This window comes from Cohnella sp. AR92 (assembly GCF_003990975.1).
Classification (GTDB): domain Bacteria; phylum Bacillota; class Bacilli; order Paenibacillales; family Paenibacillaceae; genus Cohnella.
In genome coordinates this window covers 160,689-181,156 of record NZ_RZJR01000012.1, presented here as the reverse complement: position 1 = coordinate 181,156, position 20,468 = coordinate 160,689, and the positions used below count along the sequence as shown (strand labels likewise).

The 20,468-nt window shown below is 57.9% G+C and carries 21 protein-coding genes; 4 read left to right on the top strand and 17 right to left on the bottom strand.

Annotated features, from left to right (window positions below; translation table 11 throughout):
* The first annotated feature begins 16 nt into the window (after positions 1-16).
* A complete protein-coding gene (gene sigJ, locus ELR57_RS20605; RefSeq protein ID WP_126960979.1) occupies positions 17-916 on the top strand; it encodes an RNA polymerase sigma factor SigJ in 900 nt (299 codons plus the stop codon).
* Here sigJ and ELR57_RS20600 read toward each other — a convergent pair.
* Complete coding sequence (locus ELR57_RS20600; RefSeq protein WP_126960978.1) at positions 904-1,854, bottom strand: ATP-dependent DNA ligase; 951 nt, start codon at positions 1,852-1,854, stop codon at positions 904-906. The two genes, sigJ and ELR57_RS20600, sit on opposite strands and share 13 nt — an antisense overlap.
* 78 nt (positions 1,855-1,932) lie before the next feature.
* Here ELR57_RS20600 and ligD point away from each other — a divergent pair, with 78 nt between their 5' ends.
* A complete protein-coding gene (ligD, locus tag ELR57_RS20595) occupies positions 1,933-2,829 on the top strand; it encodes a non-homologous end-joining DNA ligase (RefSeq protein ID WP_126960977.1) in 897 nt (298 codons plus the stop codon).
* On the opposite strand, the gene cls is transcribed toward ligD, so the two are convergent.
* The 4 genes from cls to ELR57_RS20575 form a co-directional block, all read right to left on the bottom strand.
* A complete protein-coding gene (cls, locus tag ELR57_RS20590) occupies positions 2,824-4,266 on the bottom strand; it encodes a cardiolipin synthase (RefSeq protein ID WP_126960976.1) in 1,443 nt (480 codons plus the stop codon). The genes ligD and cls overlap by 6 nt on opposite strands.
* 278 nt (positions 4,267-4,544) lie before the next feature.
* Positions 4,545-5,735 carry an acyltransferase family protein gene (locus ELR57_RS20585; protein WP_158630108.1) on the bottom strand — a complete coding sequence of 397 codons (1,191 nt, stop codon included), beginning with the start codon at positions 5,733-5,735 and terminating at the stop codon, positions 4,545-4,547.
* A gap of 142 nt (positions 5,736-5,877) precedes the next feature.
* On the bottom strand, positions 5,878-6,693 hold the full coding sequence (locus tag ELR57_RS20580) for an ABC transporter permease (protein ID WP_238162630.1): 816 nt from the start codon (positions 6,691-6,693) through the stop codon (positions 5,878-5,880).
* The gene (locus tag ELR57_RS20575) at positions 6,677-7,597 is read right to left on the bottom strand and encodes an ABC transporter ATP-binding protein (protein WP_126960973.1); all 921 of its coding nucleotides are present in this window, start codon (positions 7,595-7,597) and stop codon (positions 6,677-6,679) included. The genes ELR57_RS20580 and ELR57_RS20575 overlap by 17 nt, the downstream gene beginning before the upstream one ends.
* A 336-nt stretch (positions 7,598-7,933) precedes the next feature.
* Between ELR57_RS20575 and ELR57_RS27925 the strand changes: the two genes are divergently transcribed.
* Complete coding sequence (locus ELR57_RS27925) at positions 7,934-9,178, top strand: hypothetical protein (RefSeq protein ID WP_158630107.1); 1,245 nt, start codon at positions 7,934-7,936, stop codon at positions 9,176-9,178.
* Positions 9,175-10,248: an aldo/keto reductase gene (locus ELR57_RS20570; RefSeq protein WP_158630106.1), complete on the top strand. Its 1,074-nt coding sequence runs from the start codon at positions 9,175-9,177 to the stop codon at positions 10,246-10,248. The genes ELR57_RS27925 and ELR57_RS20570 overlap by 4 nt, the downstream gene beginning before the upstream one ends.
* A gap of 759 nt (positions 10,249-11,007) precedes the next feature.
* Here the strand turns inward: ELR57_RS20570 and ELR57_RS20565 are convergent.
* Genes ELR57_RS20565 through rfbB form a run of 12 tightly spaced genes read right to left on the bottom strand, consistent with a single transcriptional unit; the run spans position 11,008 to position 20,418 of the window.
* Positions 11,008-11,187 (bottom strand): hypothetical protein, encoded by a 180-nt coding sequence (locus tag ELR57_RS20565; protein ID WP_126960971.1) that lies wholly within the window; start codon positions 11,185-11,187, stop codon positions 11,008-11,010.
* Between the two features lie 16 nt (positions 11,188-11,203).
* Positions 11,204-11,830, bottom strand: a complete 627-nt coding sequence (locus ELR57_RS20560) for a DUF1854 domain-containing protein (RefSeq protein WP_158630105.1) — start codon at positions 11,828-11,830, stop codon at positions 11,204-11,206.
* A gap of 56 nt (positions 11,831-11,886) precedes the next feature.
* Positions 11,887-14,079: an ABC transporter ATP-binding protein gene (locus ELR57_RS20555; RefSeq protein ID WP_158630104.1), complete on the bottom strand. Its 2,193-nt coding sequence runs from the start codon at positions 14,077-14,079 to the stop codon at positions 11,887-11,889.
* Entirely contained in the window at positions 14,018-14,566 is a 549-nt protein-coding gene (locus tag ELR57_RS27920) for a hypothetical protein (protein ID WP_158630103.1), read from the bottom strand. The genes ELR57_RS20555 and ELR57_RS27920 overlap by 62 nt, the downstream gene beginning before the upstream one ends.
* Positions 14,556-14,822 (bottom strand): PqqD family protein, encoded by a 267-nt coding sequence (locus ELR57_RS20550; protein ID WP_126960968.1) that lies wholly within the window; start codon positions 14,820-14,822, stop codon positions 14,556-14,558. Before ELR57_RS20550 ends, ELR57_RS27920 begins: the two co-directional genes overlap by 11 nt.
* Entirely contained in the window at positions 14,819-15,619 is an 801-nt protein-coding gene (locus tag ELR57_RS20545; protein ID WP_126960967.1) for a hypothetical protein, read from the bottom strand. The genes ELR57_RS20550 and ELR57_RS20545 overlap by 4 nt, the downstream gene beginning before the upstream one ends.
* A gap of 24 nt (positions 15,620-15,643) precedes the next feature.
* On the bottom strand, positions 15,644-15,880 hold the full coding sequence (locus tag ELR57_RS28120; protein ID WP_192896603.1) for a hypothetical protein: 237 nt from the start codon (positions 15,878-15,880) through the stop codon (positions 15,644-15,646).
* A gap of 21 nt (positions 15,881-15,901) precedes the next feature.
* A complete protein-coding gene (locus tag ELR57_RS20540) occupies positions 15,902-16,429 on the bottom strand; it encodes a VanZ family protein (RefSeq protein WP_126960966.1) in 528 nt (175 codons plus the stop codon).
* A 12-nt stretch (positions 16,430-16,441) separates the two neighbouring features.
* Positions 16,442-17,392, bottom strand: coding sequence for an LCP family glycopolymer transferase (locus ELR57_RS20535; RefSeq protein WP_126960965.1), 951 nt, complete (start codon positions 17,390-17,392; stop codon positions 16,442-16,444).
* Positions 17,389-18,555: a nucleotidyltransferase domain-containing protein gene (locus ELR57_RS20530; protein ID WP_126960964.1), complete on the bottom strand. Its 1,167-nt coding sequence runs from the start codon at positions 18,553-18,555 to the stop codon at positions 17,389-17,391. The genes ELR57_RS20535 and ELR57_RS20530 overlap by 4 nt, the downstream gene beginning before the upstream one ends.
* Entirely contained in the window at positions 18,549-19,439 is an 891-nt protein-coding gene (gene rfbD / locus ELR57_RS20525) for a dTDP-4-dehydrorhamnose reductase (protein WP_126960963.1), read from the bottom strand. The genes ELR57_RS20530 and rfbD overlap by 7 nt, the downstream gene beginning before the upstream one ends.
* Positions 19,429-20,418, bottom strand: coding sequence for a dTDP-glucose 4,6-dehydratase (rfbB, locus tag ELR57_RS20520; RefSeq protein WP_126960962.1), 990 nt, complete (start codon positions 20,416-20,418; stop codon positions 19,429-19,431). The genes rfbD and rfbB overlap by 11 nt, the downstream gene beginning before the upstream one ends.
* Positions 20,419-20,468 lie beyond the last annotated feature (50 nt).

Below are 20,468 nucleotides of genomic sequence, written 5' to 3'. Positions count from 1 at the left end.
GGAAGGAGCAGCGGAAGTGGAGCACTTGTTTACGCAACATCGCAGGCTTCTGATGTCGCTTGCTTATCAGTTGACGGGATCGTTCGCCGACGCGGAGGATGTCGTGCAGGACGTCTTCCTGAAAGCATACGACTCGAAGCCGCAAGGACTGGAGCAGGCGCCGCAAGCCTATCTGTGCAAGATGGTTACGAATCGCTGCCGGGATCTAGGCAAGTCCGCCCGGAAGCGGAGGGAGAGTTATTTCGGCGAATGGCTGCCGGAGCCGCTCCCGACTTCGCAGGACGAAGTGTTCGAGATCGTCTCCCGCGACGAGATGCTTTCCTACGGCACGATGGTGCTTCTAGAGAGGCTGTCCCCGGCGGAGAGGGCCGTATTCGTCCTGCGCGAGGCGCTCGGCTTCGAGTACGCCGATATTGCGGGCATCCTGGAGAAGAACGAGGCGAACTGCCGCAAGCTCTACAGCCGCGCCAAGCAGAAGATCGGGCAGGAGCTGCCCCTGCAGGAACCCTCGGAGCGGGCTCCTTCGCCGGAGGCTGAACAATCCGAATGGATTCGGGATTTTCTCGCACTGCTTCGCCAAGACAAAGTGGATGAGGTGCTGTCCCTGCTCGCCAAGGATGTCGTCCTGATCTCCGACGGCGGGGGCAAGGCGAGCGCGGCCGTGCGGCCGATTGTCGGCCCAGACTTCGTCTCCCGTTTCCTTCTTGGGCTTATGCGCCAAAGCCGGGCTTCGGAAGAAGGCTTCCAATTCAAGCCGATCGAAATCAACGGCGGTCCCGGCATGCTTGTTCTCTCGGAGGGACGAGTCGATAACGTCGCTATGATCCAAACCGCCGAAGGCGTCATTCGCCGCATCTTTATCGTTCGGAACCCGGATAAGCTGAGTCTATTCGCCAAGCTGAACTATAGCAGCTGATCCAATCGGCACTCCCCGGGGCTCATGGCATCCATGACCGCCTGTACGGTCGGATGGCGCATCGTCCCGCCCGGGGTCCGTTCCAAGTAATGCACCTTCACGACGAGACGCGGAATCGTCCATTCCGCGTCTTTGATTCGTTCCGGCCGATTCGCGAACGGCATGCGTTCCAAGGGCGCTTCAAGCAGTCGTCTAACGAACCGCGTCCATTCGGCATGCGCCAGCTTTCCCGGACCCGCATGCCCCACATAGACGAATCGGCCATCCTCCGCATAGAGTCCGAGAAGCAGCGCATTCGCTCGCCCGTCCTTGTACGTGACTCCTCCTATTGCCGCATAGAGATCCCGGGAGATTTTCCTCTTCACCCACCGCCCGTCCTTCCCGTCCAGCGCATACGCGCTATCGAGATCCTTGCAGACGATTCCCTCCATCTGCCTCGCCTTCATGGCCTCGAACAGCGCCTCTCCGTCGGGGAACGATTCCGTCAGCTGCACGAGCGGTCCTGTCTTGAGCACCGAGCGCAGCAGCTTCTGCCTCTCCTCCAGCGTGCGGTTTATCGTCCATTCCCCGTTATGGAACAGAATGTCGAATACCATGTACACGACCGGAATCCGCTTGACCGCCGCCTCTATGCTGCCCGTCCTGCGCAAGCCGTCCCGCTTCATGACCTCGTGGAAGGAAGGCTTGCTGTCGTCGAAGGCGATCATCTCCCCGTCGAGGATAAATGTGTCGGCGTCGCAGGCCAAGTCAAATGGGTGGAATTCCGGATATTGCGCGGTTCGGACGTTGCGCTTGCGATTGATCAGCCGGATGCCAGAGCTGTCCCGGTACATCAGCATGCGAACGCCGTCCCACTTGATCTGGTAGATCCATCTGTCTCCAGCCGGAATGCGATCGGACGAGATCGGCTCGAACGGAATGACCGGCTTCAGTTCCATGGGCAACAGCTCCTTGATTTAGGGGGAAATAGGGAATGCTAAGGCGAATCGATCGCAGAAAAGGAAGATGATCCCCTTATGCCGACTGCCGCCGGTACGACAATGATCAAGCTGGGCGATGTGGAGCTGAAGGTGTCCCATCCCGACAAGCTCATCTGGCCGGATGCCGGAGTAACGAAGCTGAATTACATCCAGAAGCTGGCCGAGCTTGCCCCTTATCTCCTGACTCACGCGACACAGCGGAGCTTGACCACGATCCGTTATCCCGAGGGCATTCACGGAGTGTCCTTCTACCAGAAAAATTGCCCCGTGCCCGCCCCCGATTATGTACGCACGGCCGATGTCGAGGGGATTCGCTACATCGTGCTCGATTCCCTTCCTACGCTGCTCTGGCTGGGAAGCCAGTACGCGTTGGAGTTCCATGTGGCGTGCGACCGCATCGACGATCCGCTTCCCGACCGCTGGATCCTCGACATCGATCCCACTCTCGAGGTGGAGCCGCGGCTGATGGAGGCGGTCGAGATCGTCATGGGGCTGCTGGACTCCCTTGGCCTCTCCGCCGTGCCGAAGACTTCCGGAGCGACAGGCGTCCAGGTCGTCATGCCGATCGTCAAAGGCCCGACGTTCGACGAGCTTCGCGGCTTCGGCAAGTTCGTGAGCGAGTACTTGACCGCCCAGAACCCGCAATTGTTCACCGTCGAACGGCTGAAGAAGAACCGGGGCTCGCTCATCTACCTGGATTACCTTCAGTTCTATTCAGGGCGAACGCTGATCGCTCCCTATTCCCCCCGAGCGCGGCCGGGCGCTCCCGTCTCTACCCCGCTTACCCGGGAAGAGGTGCGCCGCGGAGCGCAGCCGGCCGACTTCAACCTGCTCAACATCGGAGAGCGGCTTCGCCGGATGGGCGATCTGATCGCCGATCATCCGAAGCAGCCCCTGGCTCAAGTCATCCGGATGCTTCCCGGCTTGTCATAGCAGAGGAGCCAGCATTCGGGCGACCGCCTCGCCGATTCTCCGTTTGAACGGCCTGCGCCGGAACGTCTCCAGCTGCATCTCCACCCCGTCCGCCAGATCCTTCACGAAGTCCGTCTCCAATCTGGCGATGAGAGTAGGATGGAACAGAATCGCGTTCGTCTCGAAGTTGTTGAAGAAGCTCCTTAGGTCCATGTTCGCCGTTCCCAGGATCGCGAGCAGCTCGTCGACGATCACGACCTTGGCATGCACGAAGCCCGTCTCGTACTGCCACACCCGTACGCCGGCTCTCAGCATCTCCTCGATGTAGGATAACGTAGAGGCATGGACAAGCTTCGTATCGGGGACGAGGGGGATCATGATCCTCACGTCCAGCCCGCTCATCGCCGCGGTTCTCAGCGCGGTGCGAAGGCTCGGGCTCGGAATGAAATACGGAGTGGTGATCCAGATTCGTCTCTTGGCGGAGCAGATCGCCGCGAACAGCGTATCGTGGATCGCCTCCGTTCCGCGATCCGGTCCGCCCGACACGATCTGAACCGGCTCGTCCCCCGTGCAGTCGTGCTCGGGGAACAGCAGAGGCAGCTCCGCTTCGGCCGATATCGGTTCGCCTCCGGACGCCAGCTCCCAGTCCTTCAGGAAGATCTCCTGCAAGCTGAACACCGCATCCCCCTCGAGCATGAGATGGGTATCCCGCCAGAAGCCGAGACGAGGGTTGCCTCCGAGATACTCGTCCCCGATGTTGATGCCCCCAACGAAGCCTTTGATCCCGTCCACGACCAGGATCTTGCGATGGTTGCGGTAATTGATCCGCTTGTTCATGAAGGACGGCCGCAGCGGAAAAAAGCAAGCCACGCTCACTCCGGCCGCGCGGAGCGGCTCCAGGTACTTCTCCGTCAGCTTATAGCTGCCGATTCCGTCGTACATGAGACGAACCTTGACCCCCCTGCGCGCCGATGCGATCAGCGTCTCCCGGAATACCTTGCCGGTGATGTCGTCTCGGATGATATAGGACGAGATATGTACCGTGCGCTTCGCCTGCCGGATCGCCTCCAGCATCGCTTCATAGGTCGCGGCGGCGTTCGTCAGCACCTTGCAGCGGTTGCAGCCGGTAATCGGAGCCGCCCCGGAATGCTGCAGCAGCCGGAACAATCGGTCTTGCTCCGCGAACTGCGGGTTCGCCAGCTCGGACGGCTTCTTCACGATCCGGACCTGCTCCAGCTGCCTGGCGCTGATGCGATCCTCCAGCGACCCCGCTCGCCGGATGCGTCTCCGCCTGCGATAATCCCTGGCCAGGAAGTAATAGAGCGCGAAGCCGACGACGGGGACGACAAACAGGATAAACAGCCACGCCACCGCATGCGACGGCCGCCGGTGCTCCACCACCAGAATGGTAGCCGCCTGAAAAATAAAGATAAGCAGAATGCCGATAATCCATCCCATGCGCACACCCCTTCGATTGCGTCCTCTCCCGCCCCCAATAATCTAGCTTGGGCGTAGAAGGGGAGCCTCATACCCTCTCGCCGCCGCCGGGGACGGGATCGACGAATAAATTCATTATCCTCTAAGTACCCTCAACCTTCGCTCTAGACTCGGACGACAGGTCGGCGGGGGTTCGGGACGGCGCATCCGTCAGCGCCATTCTGCCGTCCTCGACATTACTGCGCAAATAAAAAAGCCATGCTCTCCAACGGGAGGCATGGCGTTCAAATTCTCTCCATTCAGTTCGCAGCCGGATAACCGGCCTCCGTCGTCTTTTTCCGTTCCCGGGTTAAGAACCTGCCCAAGGCGATCGACGGCTTCTCGATCCACCGATAGCTGATATAACTAATCCCGATCGACAGCGTAAAGGAGATTCCCATCAGCAGGGTTAGAGGAACGGCGCCGTAGAGGGTAAAGATCAGCAGCAGCATAATGGGAAAATGATAGAGATACAAACTGTAGGAGATATTCCCCAGGAATAAAGGCGCTCTTCTCGTCAGAAGCTTCTTGGCCGCGGCGGAGGATAAGGCAATGACGATAAATCCGATCACGCCGATGGCGGTTATCCATTCCCCCAGCATCATGTAGGATGCCCACTCGATCGCCGCATGCTTGGAGACGACCTCTTTGAGGACGATTACGGGGGCAATCGCGTAATTGTAGAAAATAAACGCTCCGGCCAAGACCCCTATTCGGATCCTCCTGGAGAGATTCGTATAGAAACGGATAATCGCCATTCTATGCTTCGCCAACAGCATCCCGATGATAAAGAAATTCAAATAATGCAGGCTGTCGAACAACGTGGTCGGCATCCCCTCGTAGGTCTGCCAATGGAAGTAGCTGTTCGCGATTCCGAGCGCCGACAGCGCCATGCCGATTGCGATCGAATAAAACCATCTCGCATCCTTCAGCAGCAAAACGACGAAGGGGAAAACGATCGATATTCGCATCTCGTGAACGAGCGACCAGATGACGACGTCGATCTCGCTGGAGTGGATGCTTCCGACGGCGATAATATGCTCCCAGATGACGCTTGGATGAATGCTAAGCCACGTATGATTAACGTCATCGCTAAGGGCGCCGATAGGAAGATGATGCCTGCATAACGAGTAGAATATCAAGGACAGGGCTATCGCCGCAAGATAAGGAATGTAAAGCCGGAAGAAGCGCCTAACCAAATAAGAGGAATAATGGATTCTTCCTTCTTGAAGAATCGGAAGCGAGAGAACGAATCCGCTGAGGATAAAAAAGGAGATCACCGCCGCTCGCCCATTCGTAAGCACGCTAAAAGGGGACAGCGTCGCCGTTAACGCTTGGCGGAGGAAGCCGGGCATTACCGCAATAAGGGCATTGGCGATTAAATGGGTAAGAACAACGATAACGGCGGCTATTCCGCGAAGGGAGTCTAGTTGAGCGAGACGTTCTTTCATGAATCTCCACTCCTCAACAAAGGATAGATACATTTTGTATCTATTTAGGATTTTAGTCAAGTCATGTCCGGCAAAAAAAGAGGGCTGTTTCGCGAATCGCCATCGGCGAACCCGCGAAAACAGCCCTCGACAAATCCATTCCTTAAGCCGCTACATCCCTTCGGCTGAATACCGTCCAGGAGATGGCATTAAACACGATAAAGTAGACGAGCAGCACCCCGAGAGAGAAGCCCAACGTCATGTCTTGATCGGGGAGCGGAACTCCCCCGTTCAGATAGGAGGTCAGATCGATGTTCGCGAAGAACACGTACTTCACCCAAGGCTTCTCCGTCAGGCTCAGCATTCCCGTAATCAGGGTGCCCGAGAACAGCATGAAGATCGACAAGCCGATGGCGAGACCGCCGCTCCGGAATGCCGAAGACAGCAGGAAGGCTACGGTCACGATCATGATCTGAGCGATGAACAAGTACAAGTAGAACAAGGAGATGTAGGCCCAAGCGGAATCTCCCGCAACGGGAGAAGCAGCCGGGATCAGATCGCTCGTATCCGAGCTGATTCCGAACAGCACCGCGTTCAACCCCCAGGTCACGACGAAGCATATCGCCATCAACAACAGGGTGAACAGAACGAGCGACAGGAACTTGGAGAGCAGGATCATCGACCGGCTCCAAGGGCGGATCAGCAGCAGCTTGATCGTTCCGGTCGAGAACTCCCCTGCTACGGAATCGGCCGCAATGACGACGGAGAAAATAGCGATGAGCTGGTAGAGAATGGTCGTCTCCAGATTCATCATCCACCAGTTGTTAGCGTCGTTGTCGCCTGAAGCGATGATATAAATGACGGAGATCAGCACCGGCACGAGAACGATGATTCCCAGCATGATCCACGTTCGAATTCGACGGTAGATTTTCATATTCTCGTTCTGGACCAGCTTCCAGAAATTAGCCAACCGTCTCACCTCCCGTAACCTCGAGGAATTGGTCTTCAAGCGACTTGGTCTTCGTGCGGATGCCGTAGACCCGGATTCCCGCTTCCACCAGACGGCGGTTCGTCTCGGCGATCAGTTCCCGGTTCGCGGTAATCTGCAGCAGGCCGTCCTCGAGCTTGCCGTTCCCTCTGCCTTCCAGCACGCCCAGCGCATTCTCCGGGTGATCCACGTCGAACAGGGCGATCTCCTCTTGGTCCGCATTCGCTTCCGTACCGCGGATCGAGCGGATATCGATGATCTGTCCCTTCTGCAGAATCGCGACCCGGTCGCACATCAGTTCCATCTCCGAGAGAAGGTGACTGGAGACGAATACCGCGGTGCCTTCGTCCTTCGCGAGCTGTCTTAAGTAATCTCTCAGCTCCCGAATCCCCGCCGGGTCGAGGCCGTTCGTGGGCTCGTCCAGAATGAGCAGCTTCGGGCGGTGCATGATGGCTTGGGCAACCCCGAGCCGTTGGCGCATGCCGAGCGAATATTTCTTGACCTTGTCATGGATTCTTCCTTCCAGGCCGACCAGCTTGACGACCTCGTCGATCCGCTCTCTCGTGATCGAAGGATTCATCCGGGCATAGTGCACAAGGTTCTGATAGCCCGTTAAGTATTTGTACATCTCCGGGTTCTCGACAATCGCGCCGACCTGCGCCGCCGATTGCGAGTAGTGAGTCTTGACGCTGTGTCCGCCGATGGTGATGTCCCCGGAAGACAACGCCATCAAGCCGACCATCATGCGTATCGTCGTTGTTTTGCCCGAGCCGTTCGGTCCCAGAAAACCGAAGACCTCGCCCGGATAGATCTCAAGAGACACGCGATCGATTATCTTGCGACCGCCGATGCTCTTCGTCACATCCTGCAGACATGCAGCAGGTACCTGAGACATGAATTCCCCTCCATGGCCAATATAAGAAACAACTTTCTCATTATAGCATTGCGAGCTTTGATCCTACTGGAAATTTACGAAAAATTTAACAAAGGGGACTTCGAGCCTACTGAAATAGGTAGAAGGAACGGAGACGAGCGCGGAAGCTCCCGATTGGGTTGACATCTCTATCGATTGCCTATACATTTATCTCATATAGTTACTCTTTGTATCATTTAACCGAGATTCATTACACTTCGTATCTTGAGAGCCGTAACAGGGGCTTAAGACTTGCAATTGCTGCAGGTCATCCATTCAATCTCGTCGTTTGAAAATGTTGAGGAAGAGGTTTGGAACATGGCGAATCCTACGGTTTATGTCGTGCATTGCGTCGATGCGGAAGGACCTCTTCGCGACTCGCCGGATGCGCAAGCGATCTCCTGGGATCGGATCGACTCCATGATCTCGGAGGCGACGAGCGCGGAATTCCGCGAACGCCATGCCGATCCGACCGGTCATGGCTGGATCTTCAGTTGGTTCGCGGCCGATTCTTCCTTATCCGAGACGGGCTACCCGAACGATGATCCTAATCCGCACGAGATCCTGGATCGCTATTCCCGGTTTCTGCAAGCGGATGCTTCGAAGGACGAGCTTCATTGGCACTTTCGGCCCTCCTTCGCTTCCGGAATTCCTTCCGAACGCAACGCTGCCTTTCTTCATTATCCGCAGATGATCGGCCGGTTGACGCGGCAAGTCGTCGAGCGGGGCTGGTTCCCCGCCTGCTTCCACCCCGGTCCTTACTCCGAGCGTTCGGACACGCACTGGTTCCTTGAGCAGTGGATCCCGTTCGACTTCGCGAACCGCTCCGTCTCCCGGTATCGGGGTCTCAAGCGTTCGATAGAGCAGGAGACCGGAGCTTCCATGGAGTGGCGGAGAGCGGTGTGGGACTGGTCCCACTACCGCCCTTCCTACGACGATATTCAGCGGGAAGGCTCCTGCAACCGCACCATTTTCAAATGCTTGCCGACCGAGAATCACGATCGCCAACTGAATCAGACGGAGACGGAGCTTGCGTTCCGCCGCGCGGATGAAGGATACCCGACCGTGCTCGCCTTCTACAGCCGCGACAGCATGGAACTGAGTCCCGTTGTCGAGTACGTGTACAGTCTGCTCAAGGAAGCCGAGCGCAAGTATCCCAACGTGCGTTGGGAGCATTCCGGAGCGCTTAATGCCGCCAGGCAGAGCCTCGGCCTGCGCGACATCCGCCCGCTTGAGCTCGAAGCCGAGTTCGAGAAGCACGATTCCGGCCTGCTGCTCCGGGTCCGCTCGAACAAAGACACCTTCGGCGCCCAGCCCTTCCTGGCTCTCAAGACGAAGGACGGACACTTTCGCCACGGAAGCTTCGAGCCGCTCTCCCATAAACGCGAATGGTTCTGTTTGTTCGATTCCACCACCATTCCGCCGGAGTCGCTCAGCCGGATCGGGGTTGCCGCCAGCGATTCGTCCGGCAACGTTCACGTTATGCTTTTCCAAGGAGATGGCACCCCCATCCCCCCGACGGAACGCGATCAAAGCTTGTACAGGGAGGAGCTGATCGGATGAAGCTGGCCCTTGGCACCATCCCCTTCGGCCTAGGGAACCGCGTTCTTGACCATGGCAGGGTGCCGTTTCAAGAAGTCGCCGCCATCATGGCTTATGCCCGGCAAGCGGGAATCGAGACGATCGATACCGCGCCCGGATACGGAGACAGCGAGTCGATTATCGGGCATATCAAGGAAGGATATGCGTTCCCGCGCATTATTACCAAGACGCCCGAGTTCCCCGAGGAATGGATCGGCCCGGAGCCGATCGGCCGCATGGAGGCGGCTTTTCAGCGATCCCTTAAAACGATGAGAAGGCGGCCGGTGTATGCCGTTGTCGTCCGCCAAGGAGAGGATCTGCTCAAGCCGGGCGGCGAGCGAATCTGGGAACGGATGACGGATTGGAAGGCAGAGGGACGCACGGACAAGATCGGCTTCTCCGTCTTTAACGGAGCGGACGAGCTCGACCGGCTGATGGAGCGGTACACGCCCGATCTCGTACAGCTTCCGATCAACGCCTTGGATCGCAAGCTTCTTACGAACGGCCATCTTCGACAGCTGCGCAACGCCGGCATCGAGATTCAGGCTCGGTCCGTTCTCTTGCACGGCCTGCTTCTCCTCGCCCCCTCAAGCCTACCTCCCGCGCACGATCGCCTGCGCGCGCCGCTTGCCGCACTGCACTGGACGTGGTCGCAGCAAGGCTTAACTCCGCTCGAAGGCTCTCTCTCCTTCATCCGAAGCATCCCGGAGATCGACGAGGTCATCGTCGGCTTCCACAGCCTGCAGCAGATTCGCGAGGTTCATCGCGCGTTCGTGGAGTTGGCGGCGGGAGAAGACGGCAGCGGCTATTGGGGCGGCAAGAGCGATTGGATCGGCGATGGAAGCGATCACGCGAGCGGTGATGAGAGCGACATCGCGAACAGAGATGAGAGCGACAGCACTAGGGGCGATGGGAGCGATAACGCGAGCGGTGATGAGTGCGACAGCACTAGGGGCGATGGGAGTGACGGGAGTCGCGGCAGTGACAGTAAAACATCCGGAACACCCAATGATACTCCGCCGGATGAGGTATGGCTCGATTCTCGCAGATGACGTTAGGCCGATCTTGGATTGGCGCAGTGTTGTCTGCTATTTTTTTGAGCAGAGGTATGTGAATGTATTCACATAACTAATCTTACGCTACACATGCAACGTAAGCCAACCGTGCCACCTTAAGCCGTATGCCACCTAAGCCACGCCACCCGTGCCACCTTAAGCCACCTAAGCAATCTAAGCTACCCCACTCGCACAATCTCAGAGGTAACACGTCCCGCGAATGGCATGGAAGCGGTGATTCGCTAGGACGTTGGAGGGCACGCTATTTCGCTGCAGCGGGGTAAAGACAGTAAATTATATATGAAATTTCATATATATTACAGATCAAAAACCGTTATCAAGCAATGTATATGATATTTCAGCTATAATCGGCCGCTTTTCCGGTGAGAGGACTAAATATATATGATAAATCATATATAATCTTTGAAAATCAAGTTTTTCTCAAAAATGTATATGAAATATCATATATAATCCCGCCCCCTTTATTGGAGGAAAGAAGATCGGGAACGCGTTCGAGAGTGTTAGAGGAAACTTCTGTGCGGGGCGCAACTCTTCGCGGCTTTGTTAGTGTCCTGCAGCAACATCTCGGCGGGCTGGCACCCTATGAGCGGCGGAGTTAGTGTCCTGCGGCAATACTTCGAGCATTAAAACGCCTCGCTCTCTTGGGGCGCCGCGGTTGGGAGAAACGAAGAATGAGTGTATGGGGCGTACGGTGGGATGTGGGGGAACGTGCTGATTAGCCCTTGCTAATGCCCTTTAGGATCCGATCGGGGCGAGAACCGGCCGTTTCTCGGGCAGCAGCGCCTTCTCTTGGCATTCGCGGCAGTACCCCAGGGGATATTCGGTGCGGTAGAAGCCTGTCTTGAATACGGCCGCGGACGGGTCGATTTCCTTCATCTGTTCGCAGCTTAAGCAATAGAATTCGTGTACCTTCATTCGGAACTCTCCTCTTCTATAACCACTTGGCAAGCTTCTTGCGAGTCTTGCTGTCTAGCACACGGTCTTCCGGCAGCACGTACCTCTGCTCGTTACGGTCGATGACCACGCGTTCGCCGCCCGGAAGGGCCGTAACCGATTCGTACAGGGGCCCCGTATGGAAAACAATCTCTCCGGCGTCTGACTCCGCCGTCCAGCGAAACTCTCCGAAGCGGCGCTGGAGCGACACGACTCTGGCGATCCTCGGCAGGAACGGGCTTAGCCTTAGCTCTTCGGCCAGCGCCGCTTGGCTTGCGGGCTCCAATCCGGCGAGGGATCGAAGCACTCCCCACTCGGAACCGGAACGATCCCCGATCCAGATGGCGCTGTCCGGCGACGAGAGCGGAAACAAACGGCGCACCCGAACATATCCGGCTCGCGAGCCCCATTCGGCCCGCAAGGAGCCGCCTTCTTCCCGGCGGAAACGAATGCTCTCCGCGGTGATCCAGCTGCACTCCACGGCGCTTCTTTCCAGGCTGCTTCTATCACCGCTTCTCTCCACGCCGATTACATCCACCCCGCCGCTCACCACGCCGCGACTTTCCACGCCGCTTCTCTCCGAACCGATTCTGTCCGCTTCGCTTCTGTTCGTGCCGATGTTCACCGCGCTCCTCCTTCCTCGCTCCATTCCCTAAACGGACGATTCCTCTCCGTCTTCGTTCAGCCCGCCGTTGCGGCCTGTCTCGGAAGCTCGCGCCTCGCTTCGAGCAGCTTGAGATAAATGCCGCCGCGACGGACCAGCTCCTCGTGCGTTCCGATCTCGGCGAGCCTTCCCTGCTCGAGCACGACGATCCGGTCCGAGTTCCGCAGGGTGGACAAGCGATGGGCGATCGCAATGGTCGTTCTTCCTGCGCTCAGGACGTCCAGCGCTTCCTGAATATCGCGCTCCGTCTCCTGGTCGACGGAAGAAGTCGCTTCGTCCAGCAGCAGGATCGCAGGGTTCAGCAGCAGCGTTCGGGCGATGGAGATTCTCTGCTTCTCTCCCCCGGACAATCTCACTCCGCGCTCCCCTACCCGGGTGTCGTACCCGAAGGGCAGGCGCTCGATGAAGGAATGGGCGCGGGCAAGGCGCGCCGCCTCCATGATCCGTTCCGGCGAAGCATCCGCGACGCCGTAAGCGATGTTCTCCGCGATCGTTCCGTCGAACAGGAACGTGTCTTGGAAGACAATGCCGATGCTCTTCCGCAGATCCGCCGGATCGATCCGCTTAAGATCGACTCCATCCAGCCGAACGGCTCCGGCGTCCGGATCGTAGAAACGGCCAAGCAATTGAAGGAGCGTCGACTTGCCGGCTCCCGTATGGCCGGTGATGCCGATCTTCTCCCCCGGCCGGATCCGCAGGCTGAAGTCTCTTAGCACCTCGCGCCCCTTCTCGTAACCGAAGGTTACTTCTTCGAAGGCGATCTCGCCCTTGGCCGCAGGCATTCTTACCGCCTCGCCTTCCACCTGCAGTTCATCGTCCGTGCCAAGCAGATCGAAAATTCGGTCGGCAGCAGCGATCGATGCGTTCGCTTGGCTCGCCAGATTCATGTTCCAACGCAGTTGGCCGAGGAACATCGACAGGTAGGTCGTGAAGGCGATCAGCGTCCCGAGGCTCGACGAGCCTCGAATCGCGTACTGGCCGCCGATAAGCCAAACGAGCGCGATTCCCGCGGAGATGGCCAGATTCATTCCCGGCTGGAGCCATTGAAGCATGCGTTGCTGATCGATGGCCCTCCGAACCGCTTCCTCGTTGAACTGGCTGAAACGCCGCTTCTCTTCGTCCTCGCGGCGGAAAGCCTTGATGACCCGAATGCCTTGCAGGGCTTCCCCTATGTACTTCTGCAGCCAATATTGCGTATTCCAGGTGCGGTTCATCCGCGAGCGCATCCTAGGCCACAGCCAGAGCACCAGCAAGGCGCAAATCGGAAGCAGCGCCGCGACTCCGAGCGTAAGCCGCCAATCGATCGCGAACAGGATGGCGAAGATCGCGCATGCCATAACCGTCTGGGCAGCGAGCTGCGGGATTCCTTCGCTCAGGAAGCCCTGCACCCACGAGGTGTCATATTGAATGCGCCCGATAAAAGGCGCGGTCGCTCGATTCTCATAATAGCGAACGGACAGCTTCATCAGCTTGTCGAACATATCCTTGCGAATACGGCTCATCATTCGGTTGCCGATTCGAATCGTAATGGAGGTGCGGAGAACCTGGAATCCAGCCTGGAGAAAATAAACCGACAGAAGAAGCGCGATCAAGCCGACGAATCTCGTAACCGAGCCTTGCAGAATGCCTTCGTCGACCATGAGCTTCATCAGATAAGGGGGCAGCGCTTCGAATCCGACTCCGACGAGCAGCACTGCGCAGGAGAATAGAATCGCCTTGCGATGGGGAACGGCGTAGCCCAGCAGGCCGGACAGCGCCTTAAGCCTTCTTCGCCAGGTCAGCTTGGTCTCGGTTCCCTCTTGCGTAGACTCGCCATTAGCCTTTTCCCGGAAGCCTTCGTTCGTCTGACTCGCCCATCGTTCAACCTTATCCCGGAATGCCTGCAAGCCGCTCGCCCCGGCAAGAGCGCTCATCGCCGCCCGAACGACGCCGCCGTCCGTCAGCTCCAGCTCGAGCCAAGCCCCGCCGCCCGTCTCGCGCACGACGGCTCCGGCTACCGATTGCCGTTCGATCGAACGGAGGCACCTTCCCTGGGCATCGCGAATCTCGAGTCCGGCGGCCCGAAGAACGACCGTCCTTCGTTCCATTCGCCCCTCCTCCGAGAGCGGGGAACTCCATGCTTCCGGATCGGCTTCTTCGTCCGTTCCTTTATGGATTCCCGGAGGCTGCTCCTCTTGCGGGAGATTCAGGGAAGCGGTTCGAGACGCCATCTTGTCCTCCTCCTTCGTCCGTGAAGGCCGACTCTCGCTTCGCACGCCACCGTGAGGCATGGGCCGATAGCTTCAGCAGCCGCGGGTACCGGACCGCCAGCCGTCCCCACCATCTCCGGTCGAAGCGCTTCTCGGCTATTTTCCTCCCGTTGCGCGTTACCTCGACCAAGATCCCGATCATCTGCGCCCGGCCGACCGGGCGGTCGCCGCTGAAGTTGCCGTCTCCGCGCAGCCAATATCGTTCTTCCTTATTCCAGGGCTCCGCAAGGTGCAGCTCCGCAAGGTGCAGGCGATGGGAGATCAGCACGCCTTCCTCGCTGACGAAGAGAGCGATCTGTCCGGGAGCCATTCGTCCGTCAAAGGGAACGAATCGGCATTCATCCCGGGGCAGAATATAGGGGTACATGCTCAGACCCGAGGCCGGAAGAATCACTTCCCCCTTCGCCTTCATGAGTCCGTGGAACGTGCTGAGAAGCTCATCCCGCACGCTGAATCAGCCCGATGCCCGACATCTGATCGATAAAACGGTCGAGATCCGCGCGAATCTGCTCGGTGTCCGCTCCCTCGTACTCCGCCGCCATTTTCTCAACCAGCTGTTCCTGAGTGAGACCGCTATCGAGCTGTTCCCAGATCCAGCCCGCCGTGCCGTTGAGCTTCGTGACCGCGAAGGTCTCCTGGTTAAGAATGATGACTTCTCCGTCCATCTTCAGCACTTCTACCGCTTGCAGTCTTTCCAGTCTCATGAGATTGCCTCCCAGAATCGATCGTTTTTCTGAAATTCCAATTCGTATACGGGAACCCGATCCACCAAGGTTTTGCTAAGGCGAATGAGCCCGATCGTGTCCGCGTTCTCGTGCCGCCAATGGACAATCTTGTCGAACAAGGCGAACATCGCGTCGCTCTTCGTCATTCGATGCTGCTCGATATTCAGAGACTGCTTGATAAGGTAGATTCCCTTCAGAGGAACGGGGCCCTCGCGGTAGGGCTCTTTAAAGTCGTTGCGGAAAGGCGAATCGTGAATCAGGATCCGGCCATCCTTGCGAATCTCGACCACCGTCGTCTCATCGGCAAGAATCGGTCTCGGCTGCGACATCGAAGCGATCGTCGACTTGCCGGCTCCGGAATATCCGGAGAAGAGGTAAGCCTGCCCGTCCTGAACGATGCACGAGGAATGGATCAGCATCCCCCAATCCAGCCTGGAGAGGATCCGGCTGTACCAATTCAGCAGCGCCGTCCGAAGCCCGAAGTAGTTATAGAAGCGGATGTGCGCCTCCCGCAAGTCCGCCGTCGATTCCACCAAGAAGTCTGCCCGGGACACCCTGAAGTCGCCCCGCTCGTTCTTCTCGTAGCCGACGGGTGTCACCTCGTCGTAGTTCTCGCCGTAGCCGTCTTCAAGCGTAAGCGAATAATCGGGCTCCGTACCCGGGGCTACGTCTACATATTGATCGCCGATCGTATGCTTCGTGAACGCAGCCGCATTGGCGCTAACGAACCTAAGCCGAACCAGCAAGCTGCCGAAGCGCTGCCATCTCTCAATCACCTGGAGTTCCTCCTATGTCGATCGTCATGGAAGAGAGAGCAAGCTCTCTCTCCCCTGCGTGCATGCAAGATTTGCTTTAGCCATGCCGCGGTGCCGATTACCAGCCGCCATGGCCGCCGCCACCGCCTCCGTGACCACCGCCGCCATGGCCGCCACCGCCGCCATGACCGCCTCCAGGCCATGGCCAACCGGGATGACCGGAAGGCTGCGAATGGCCTTCGAATACGACAGCCTGATGAACCAACACCTCTGGTTTCTCATAGGTTTTCAATTTGTATCACCTCACTTTTCTGTCCTTATTCTATGATACAACCTGTATCTAGTCAACACATTATGTAGCATTGCGATCGCACGTAACGACAGGAATCCCAACAATCCTCCGGCAAGATCGATCCCCACGTCGCTCGGCAAGGAGGTTCGGCCTTCTACGAAAGACTGATTCCACTCGTCCAGGGAGGCCGTTGCCGCCACGACCGCCAGAACGGGAAGCAGAAGCCGCCAGCCGCGTAGTCGCCAAATCTTGCCCAGAAGCAGGCTCCAGAATATCGCCAGCATGCCGTACATGAACAGATGAGCGCTTTTGCGGAAAATGAATTCCAGGAATTCGAACGGATCCTTCCGGGAAGAAACCGTACTGTCGTCATAAGTGAAGGAGATATCCGGAATGTCTTGAAGCAGCGGGCTCCCGGACAGCCGCTCATGCAGCAATGGCTGAATGCTCTGCTTCTTATACGGCTCCGAGGAAAATACGAAGATCAGGCCTGTCCAGAGCAGAACCAGAATGGCGCCGAACGCAAACGTTCTTCTCATTCTCTCTCCTCCTCAGGACGTCGCGGCCAGCTGCTGCTTCATCAGCTCGTGTATCCGGTCCCTTTCCTTCTGATCGACCACGTAATAGTAGATCCCGTTGATCATCGTCCCTTGCCCCTCGATGAAGGTGGTCTCGATGTCGTTCAGGTTTTTCCTGTACTTCAGCACCAGATCCTGCAGTTCCCCGAAGGTCAGGTTCGTACGGACGTGGTCCCCGATAGCGTTCAGAATGGACGGAAGCGCGCTCGTGTTGTTCCACTTCGTCGCCCGGTGGATGACATCCTGAATGACTTGCTTCTGGCGGTCGTTCCGTCCGAAGTCGCCTCTCGGATCGTCGTACCTCATGCGGGAAAATTTAAGCGCCTGTTCTCCGTTCAGATGCTGCTGCCCGGCCGGGAACTTCTCGCCCTCGTAATCGAATGCGAACGGATTGTTCACGTCGACGCCGTTCAGCGTATCCACGATGAGCTTGAAGCCTTCCATGTTCACTTCGACGTAATAGTCGATCGGCATGTCGACGAACTTCTCGACCGTCGCCAGCGACCCTTCGATTCCGTTATAGGCATAGGCGTGATTGATCTTATCCTGGGTTCCCCGAAGCACCAGCTCCGTCCGCGTATCGCGAGGGATGTTGTACATCAGGATCTTCTTGCTCTTCGGGTTGACGGTCATCACGATGATCGTATCCGAGCGCCCTCTGTCGTTCTCGCGTTCATCTACTCCGAGCAGCAGGACGGAGAACGGAGACAATTGTTCCGTCTGCACGGGAGCAGGCGACGCCGGTATCTCCTTGTCCGTGCTCACGTACCTCGGACGGTCCGAGGGAAGCGGCTCGTAAATCTCGCTTGCCGTTTCTTTGACCGACCAGTAGAGATAGCCGATCAAGCTCAAAGCTCCGACTATAAGCACCGTAACGACCGATAAACTAATCCAGAGCCAACGTCTTCTTCTACCAAGTTTCATCGAAGGTCTTCCCCTTGAATGATGATATCGGCGGCGCGCGCGGGAGCCGCCTTCCTCCTGCCCGCCTGCCGGAAACGTCCAATCCAACGCATGTACAGCCCAAAGCTCGAATCCGTAGCCGGCCGCCCCAAGTAGATTCGGATCAGCTCGGGAGGCGGGAAGACCATTCGCCAGAGGTATAGAATCCGGTATCTCGGAAGATCCAGCTTCCCCAGCGTGAACAACACTTGATGAAGGTAGTAGGCCAGTCCCTTGAAACGGAACAGCCGATAATCCTCTTCCTTCCTCCATGCCAGCTCCTGATTCCAAGGGAACCAGGTCTTCGTCTCGCCGAAAGGCTTCACCCGCATCAGGTGCGGCATGAGACGATAGACGACGGATAAGGCCATGACGACCATGCCGTAAAGATGATCCTCTCTCGCCCTGCGGAGCAGCTTCTCATAGCTGATCTGGGCGCCGTAGAGATGAATCGTCCGCACGATATCCAGGACGTGCTTCAGCGAAGCCATGTTGTGCTTGGCGCCGTGCAAGCATAACGTGTAGAACAAGTCCGGAATGGACAGCTCCCGGATCCGATCGCGGGAAGGAAGCGGCTGGGATTGCTCCCATAACGAGTCGCATTCCATTCGGCAATAATCCGTTTGCACGACATGCCAATGAAGCTCCACATGAATCGGCATCTTGGTGCTGGGGTTCCACTTGCCGAACAGGTGATGATAGGAGCTGTGCCTCTCGATATCCACGTCTATGTACCCTAGCGATAGAAGAACCTTGGAGGCAGCCTCCAATTGCTCCTTATGGATGAGCAGATCGACGTCCCCGGTCTGGCGAACGCCGCTGCTTCCATAGAGACGGCGGGAAAGCCATAGCCCCTTCAGGACGATGGCCGGAATCCCTTCGCTGTCCAGAGCGGCGACGATCCGCTCCGCTTCGTTCTTGATCAACAGGTTTAGATACGAATGACGCTCCCGCTGCCGTTCCAACCCTTCCTTGAAGAACGCCGGCACGCTCGTAAGCGACTGGTTCTCCTTCAGAATCTGATAGATCGGACCGGCCACCCCCTGACTTCCGATCTCCTCCAAGGAGGCCCGATAGTCCCGCTCGCATGCCAGAAGCGGAGATTGCTTGTTGTACGATCGCTCCAGCAGCTCGATGGTCAGCATTCGATAGGCCTCGATTCTTGCCTGAGCAGTTGATTATGGCGCAGGTATTCCTTAAGCGCGGTCTCCCAATCCCTCATCGGCGGGAAGCCGTTCACCCTAAGGGCCATATGATCGAGGACCGAATATGCCGGTCTCGGAGCGGGGCGTTTGAATTGCTCGCTGGTCACCGCCGATAGATCGACGGACAGCCCGGCAAGGTCGAAGATTCGTTCGGCGAACTCATACCACGAGCAGGCTCCGGAGTTGGAGACATGATAGGTTCCGTACTTCTCCGTCTCCAGCAGCCGGACGATCGTCCTGGCGAGATCGACGGTGTACGTCGGGCAGCCGATCTGATCGCCGACTACCCGTATCGGCTCCTTCTTCTCCGCCAGCTTCAGCATCGTCTTCACGAAGTTCGGCCCATGATCGCCGTACAGCCAAGAGGTCCGAACGATGAAGAGGCGCGAAACCAAGCCGCTGGCGAGCCACTCGCCACCCCGCTTCGATTCGCCGTAGACGTTGATCGGGCTTGTGTCCTGATACTCGTTCAAGGGCTTCTCGCTCGTCCCGGGGAACACGTAATCCGTGCTCACGTAGACCATCTTGGCTCCGGCCGCCTCCGCCGCGAGAGCCACGTTGCGCGCGCCGATCGCATTCACCCGGAACGCCAGATCCGGCTCTGCCTCCGCTTGATCGACCTTCGTATAAGCCGCCGAATGCACGACGGCTTCCGGTTGGTGGATTCGGAACATGGTCAAGACCGCTTCCAGGTCGGTGACGTCCAGAGCGGTCCGGTCCCATGCCAGCACTTGCTCCGCATGCGGCTCCAGCGCCTTGCACATATCGACGCCGAGCATGCCCCCCGCTCCCGTCACCGCAACCCGTCCGAATTTATGCGCCATGATTGTTCTCTCCGATCCTGGATTTGGTCCACCAATCCCGATTGTCCACGAACCAGTCCACCGTCTCCGCAAGCCCCTGCTCGAGGAAGATCGACGGCTCCCAACCCAGCTCCTCGCGAATCTTCGTCGCGTCGATGGCATAACGGCGATCATGGCCGAGGCGGTCCGCGACGAACGTGATTAGGCTGTCCGGCTTGCCCAAGCGGGTCAGAACGAAGCGGACGATATCGAGGTTCGTTCTCTCGTTATGCCCGCCGACATTATAGACCTCGCCCGGCTTCCCGCCGTGCAGCACCCTGTCGATGGCCGCCGCATGATCGCGGACGTGCAGCCAATCGCGCACGTTGAGTCCGTCGCCGTACACCGGAATCGGCTTGTCTTGAAGAGCGTTCGTGATAAGGAGAGGGATCAGCTTCTCGGGAAAATGGTATGGGCCGTAGTTGTTCGAGCAGCGGGTGATGTTGACGTTCATCCCGTAAGTCTCGTAGTAGGCGCGGACCAGCAGGTCGGCGCCAGCCTTGCTCGCGGAGTAGGGACTGTTCGGGGCCAACGGCGTCCGTTCCGTGAAGTAGCCGTTCTCTCCCAAGGTGCCGTACACCTCATCGGTCGAGATCTGAACGAACTTCCCCACTCCCGCCTGGCGTGCGGCCTCCAGCAGCGTCTGCGTGCCAAGCACGTTCGTGCGCACGAAGATCGACGCGTCCTCGATGCTGCGGTCCACATGGGACTCCGCCGCGAAGTTGACGACGGCGTCGAAGCCGCCTTCGCCGATCAGCTTGCGGACTTCTCCTCCGTCGGCAATGTCTCCTCGAACGAACTCGTAATTCGCTTTCGCGTCCAGCTCTTTCAGATTGTCGAGGTTGCCCGCGTACGTCAGCTTGTCGAGGTTGACGATGCGGTACTCCGGATACTTAGCCGACATATAGCGAATGAACTGACTTCCGATGAAACCGGCGCCGCCGGTCACTAGCAGCTTCATGTACAATTCTCCTTCGTCGCCCTTGGTAAATGGCTGTTCTCTCTATACAA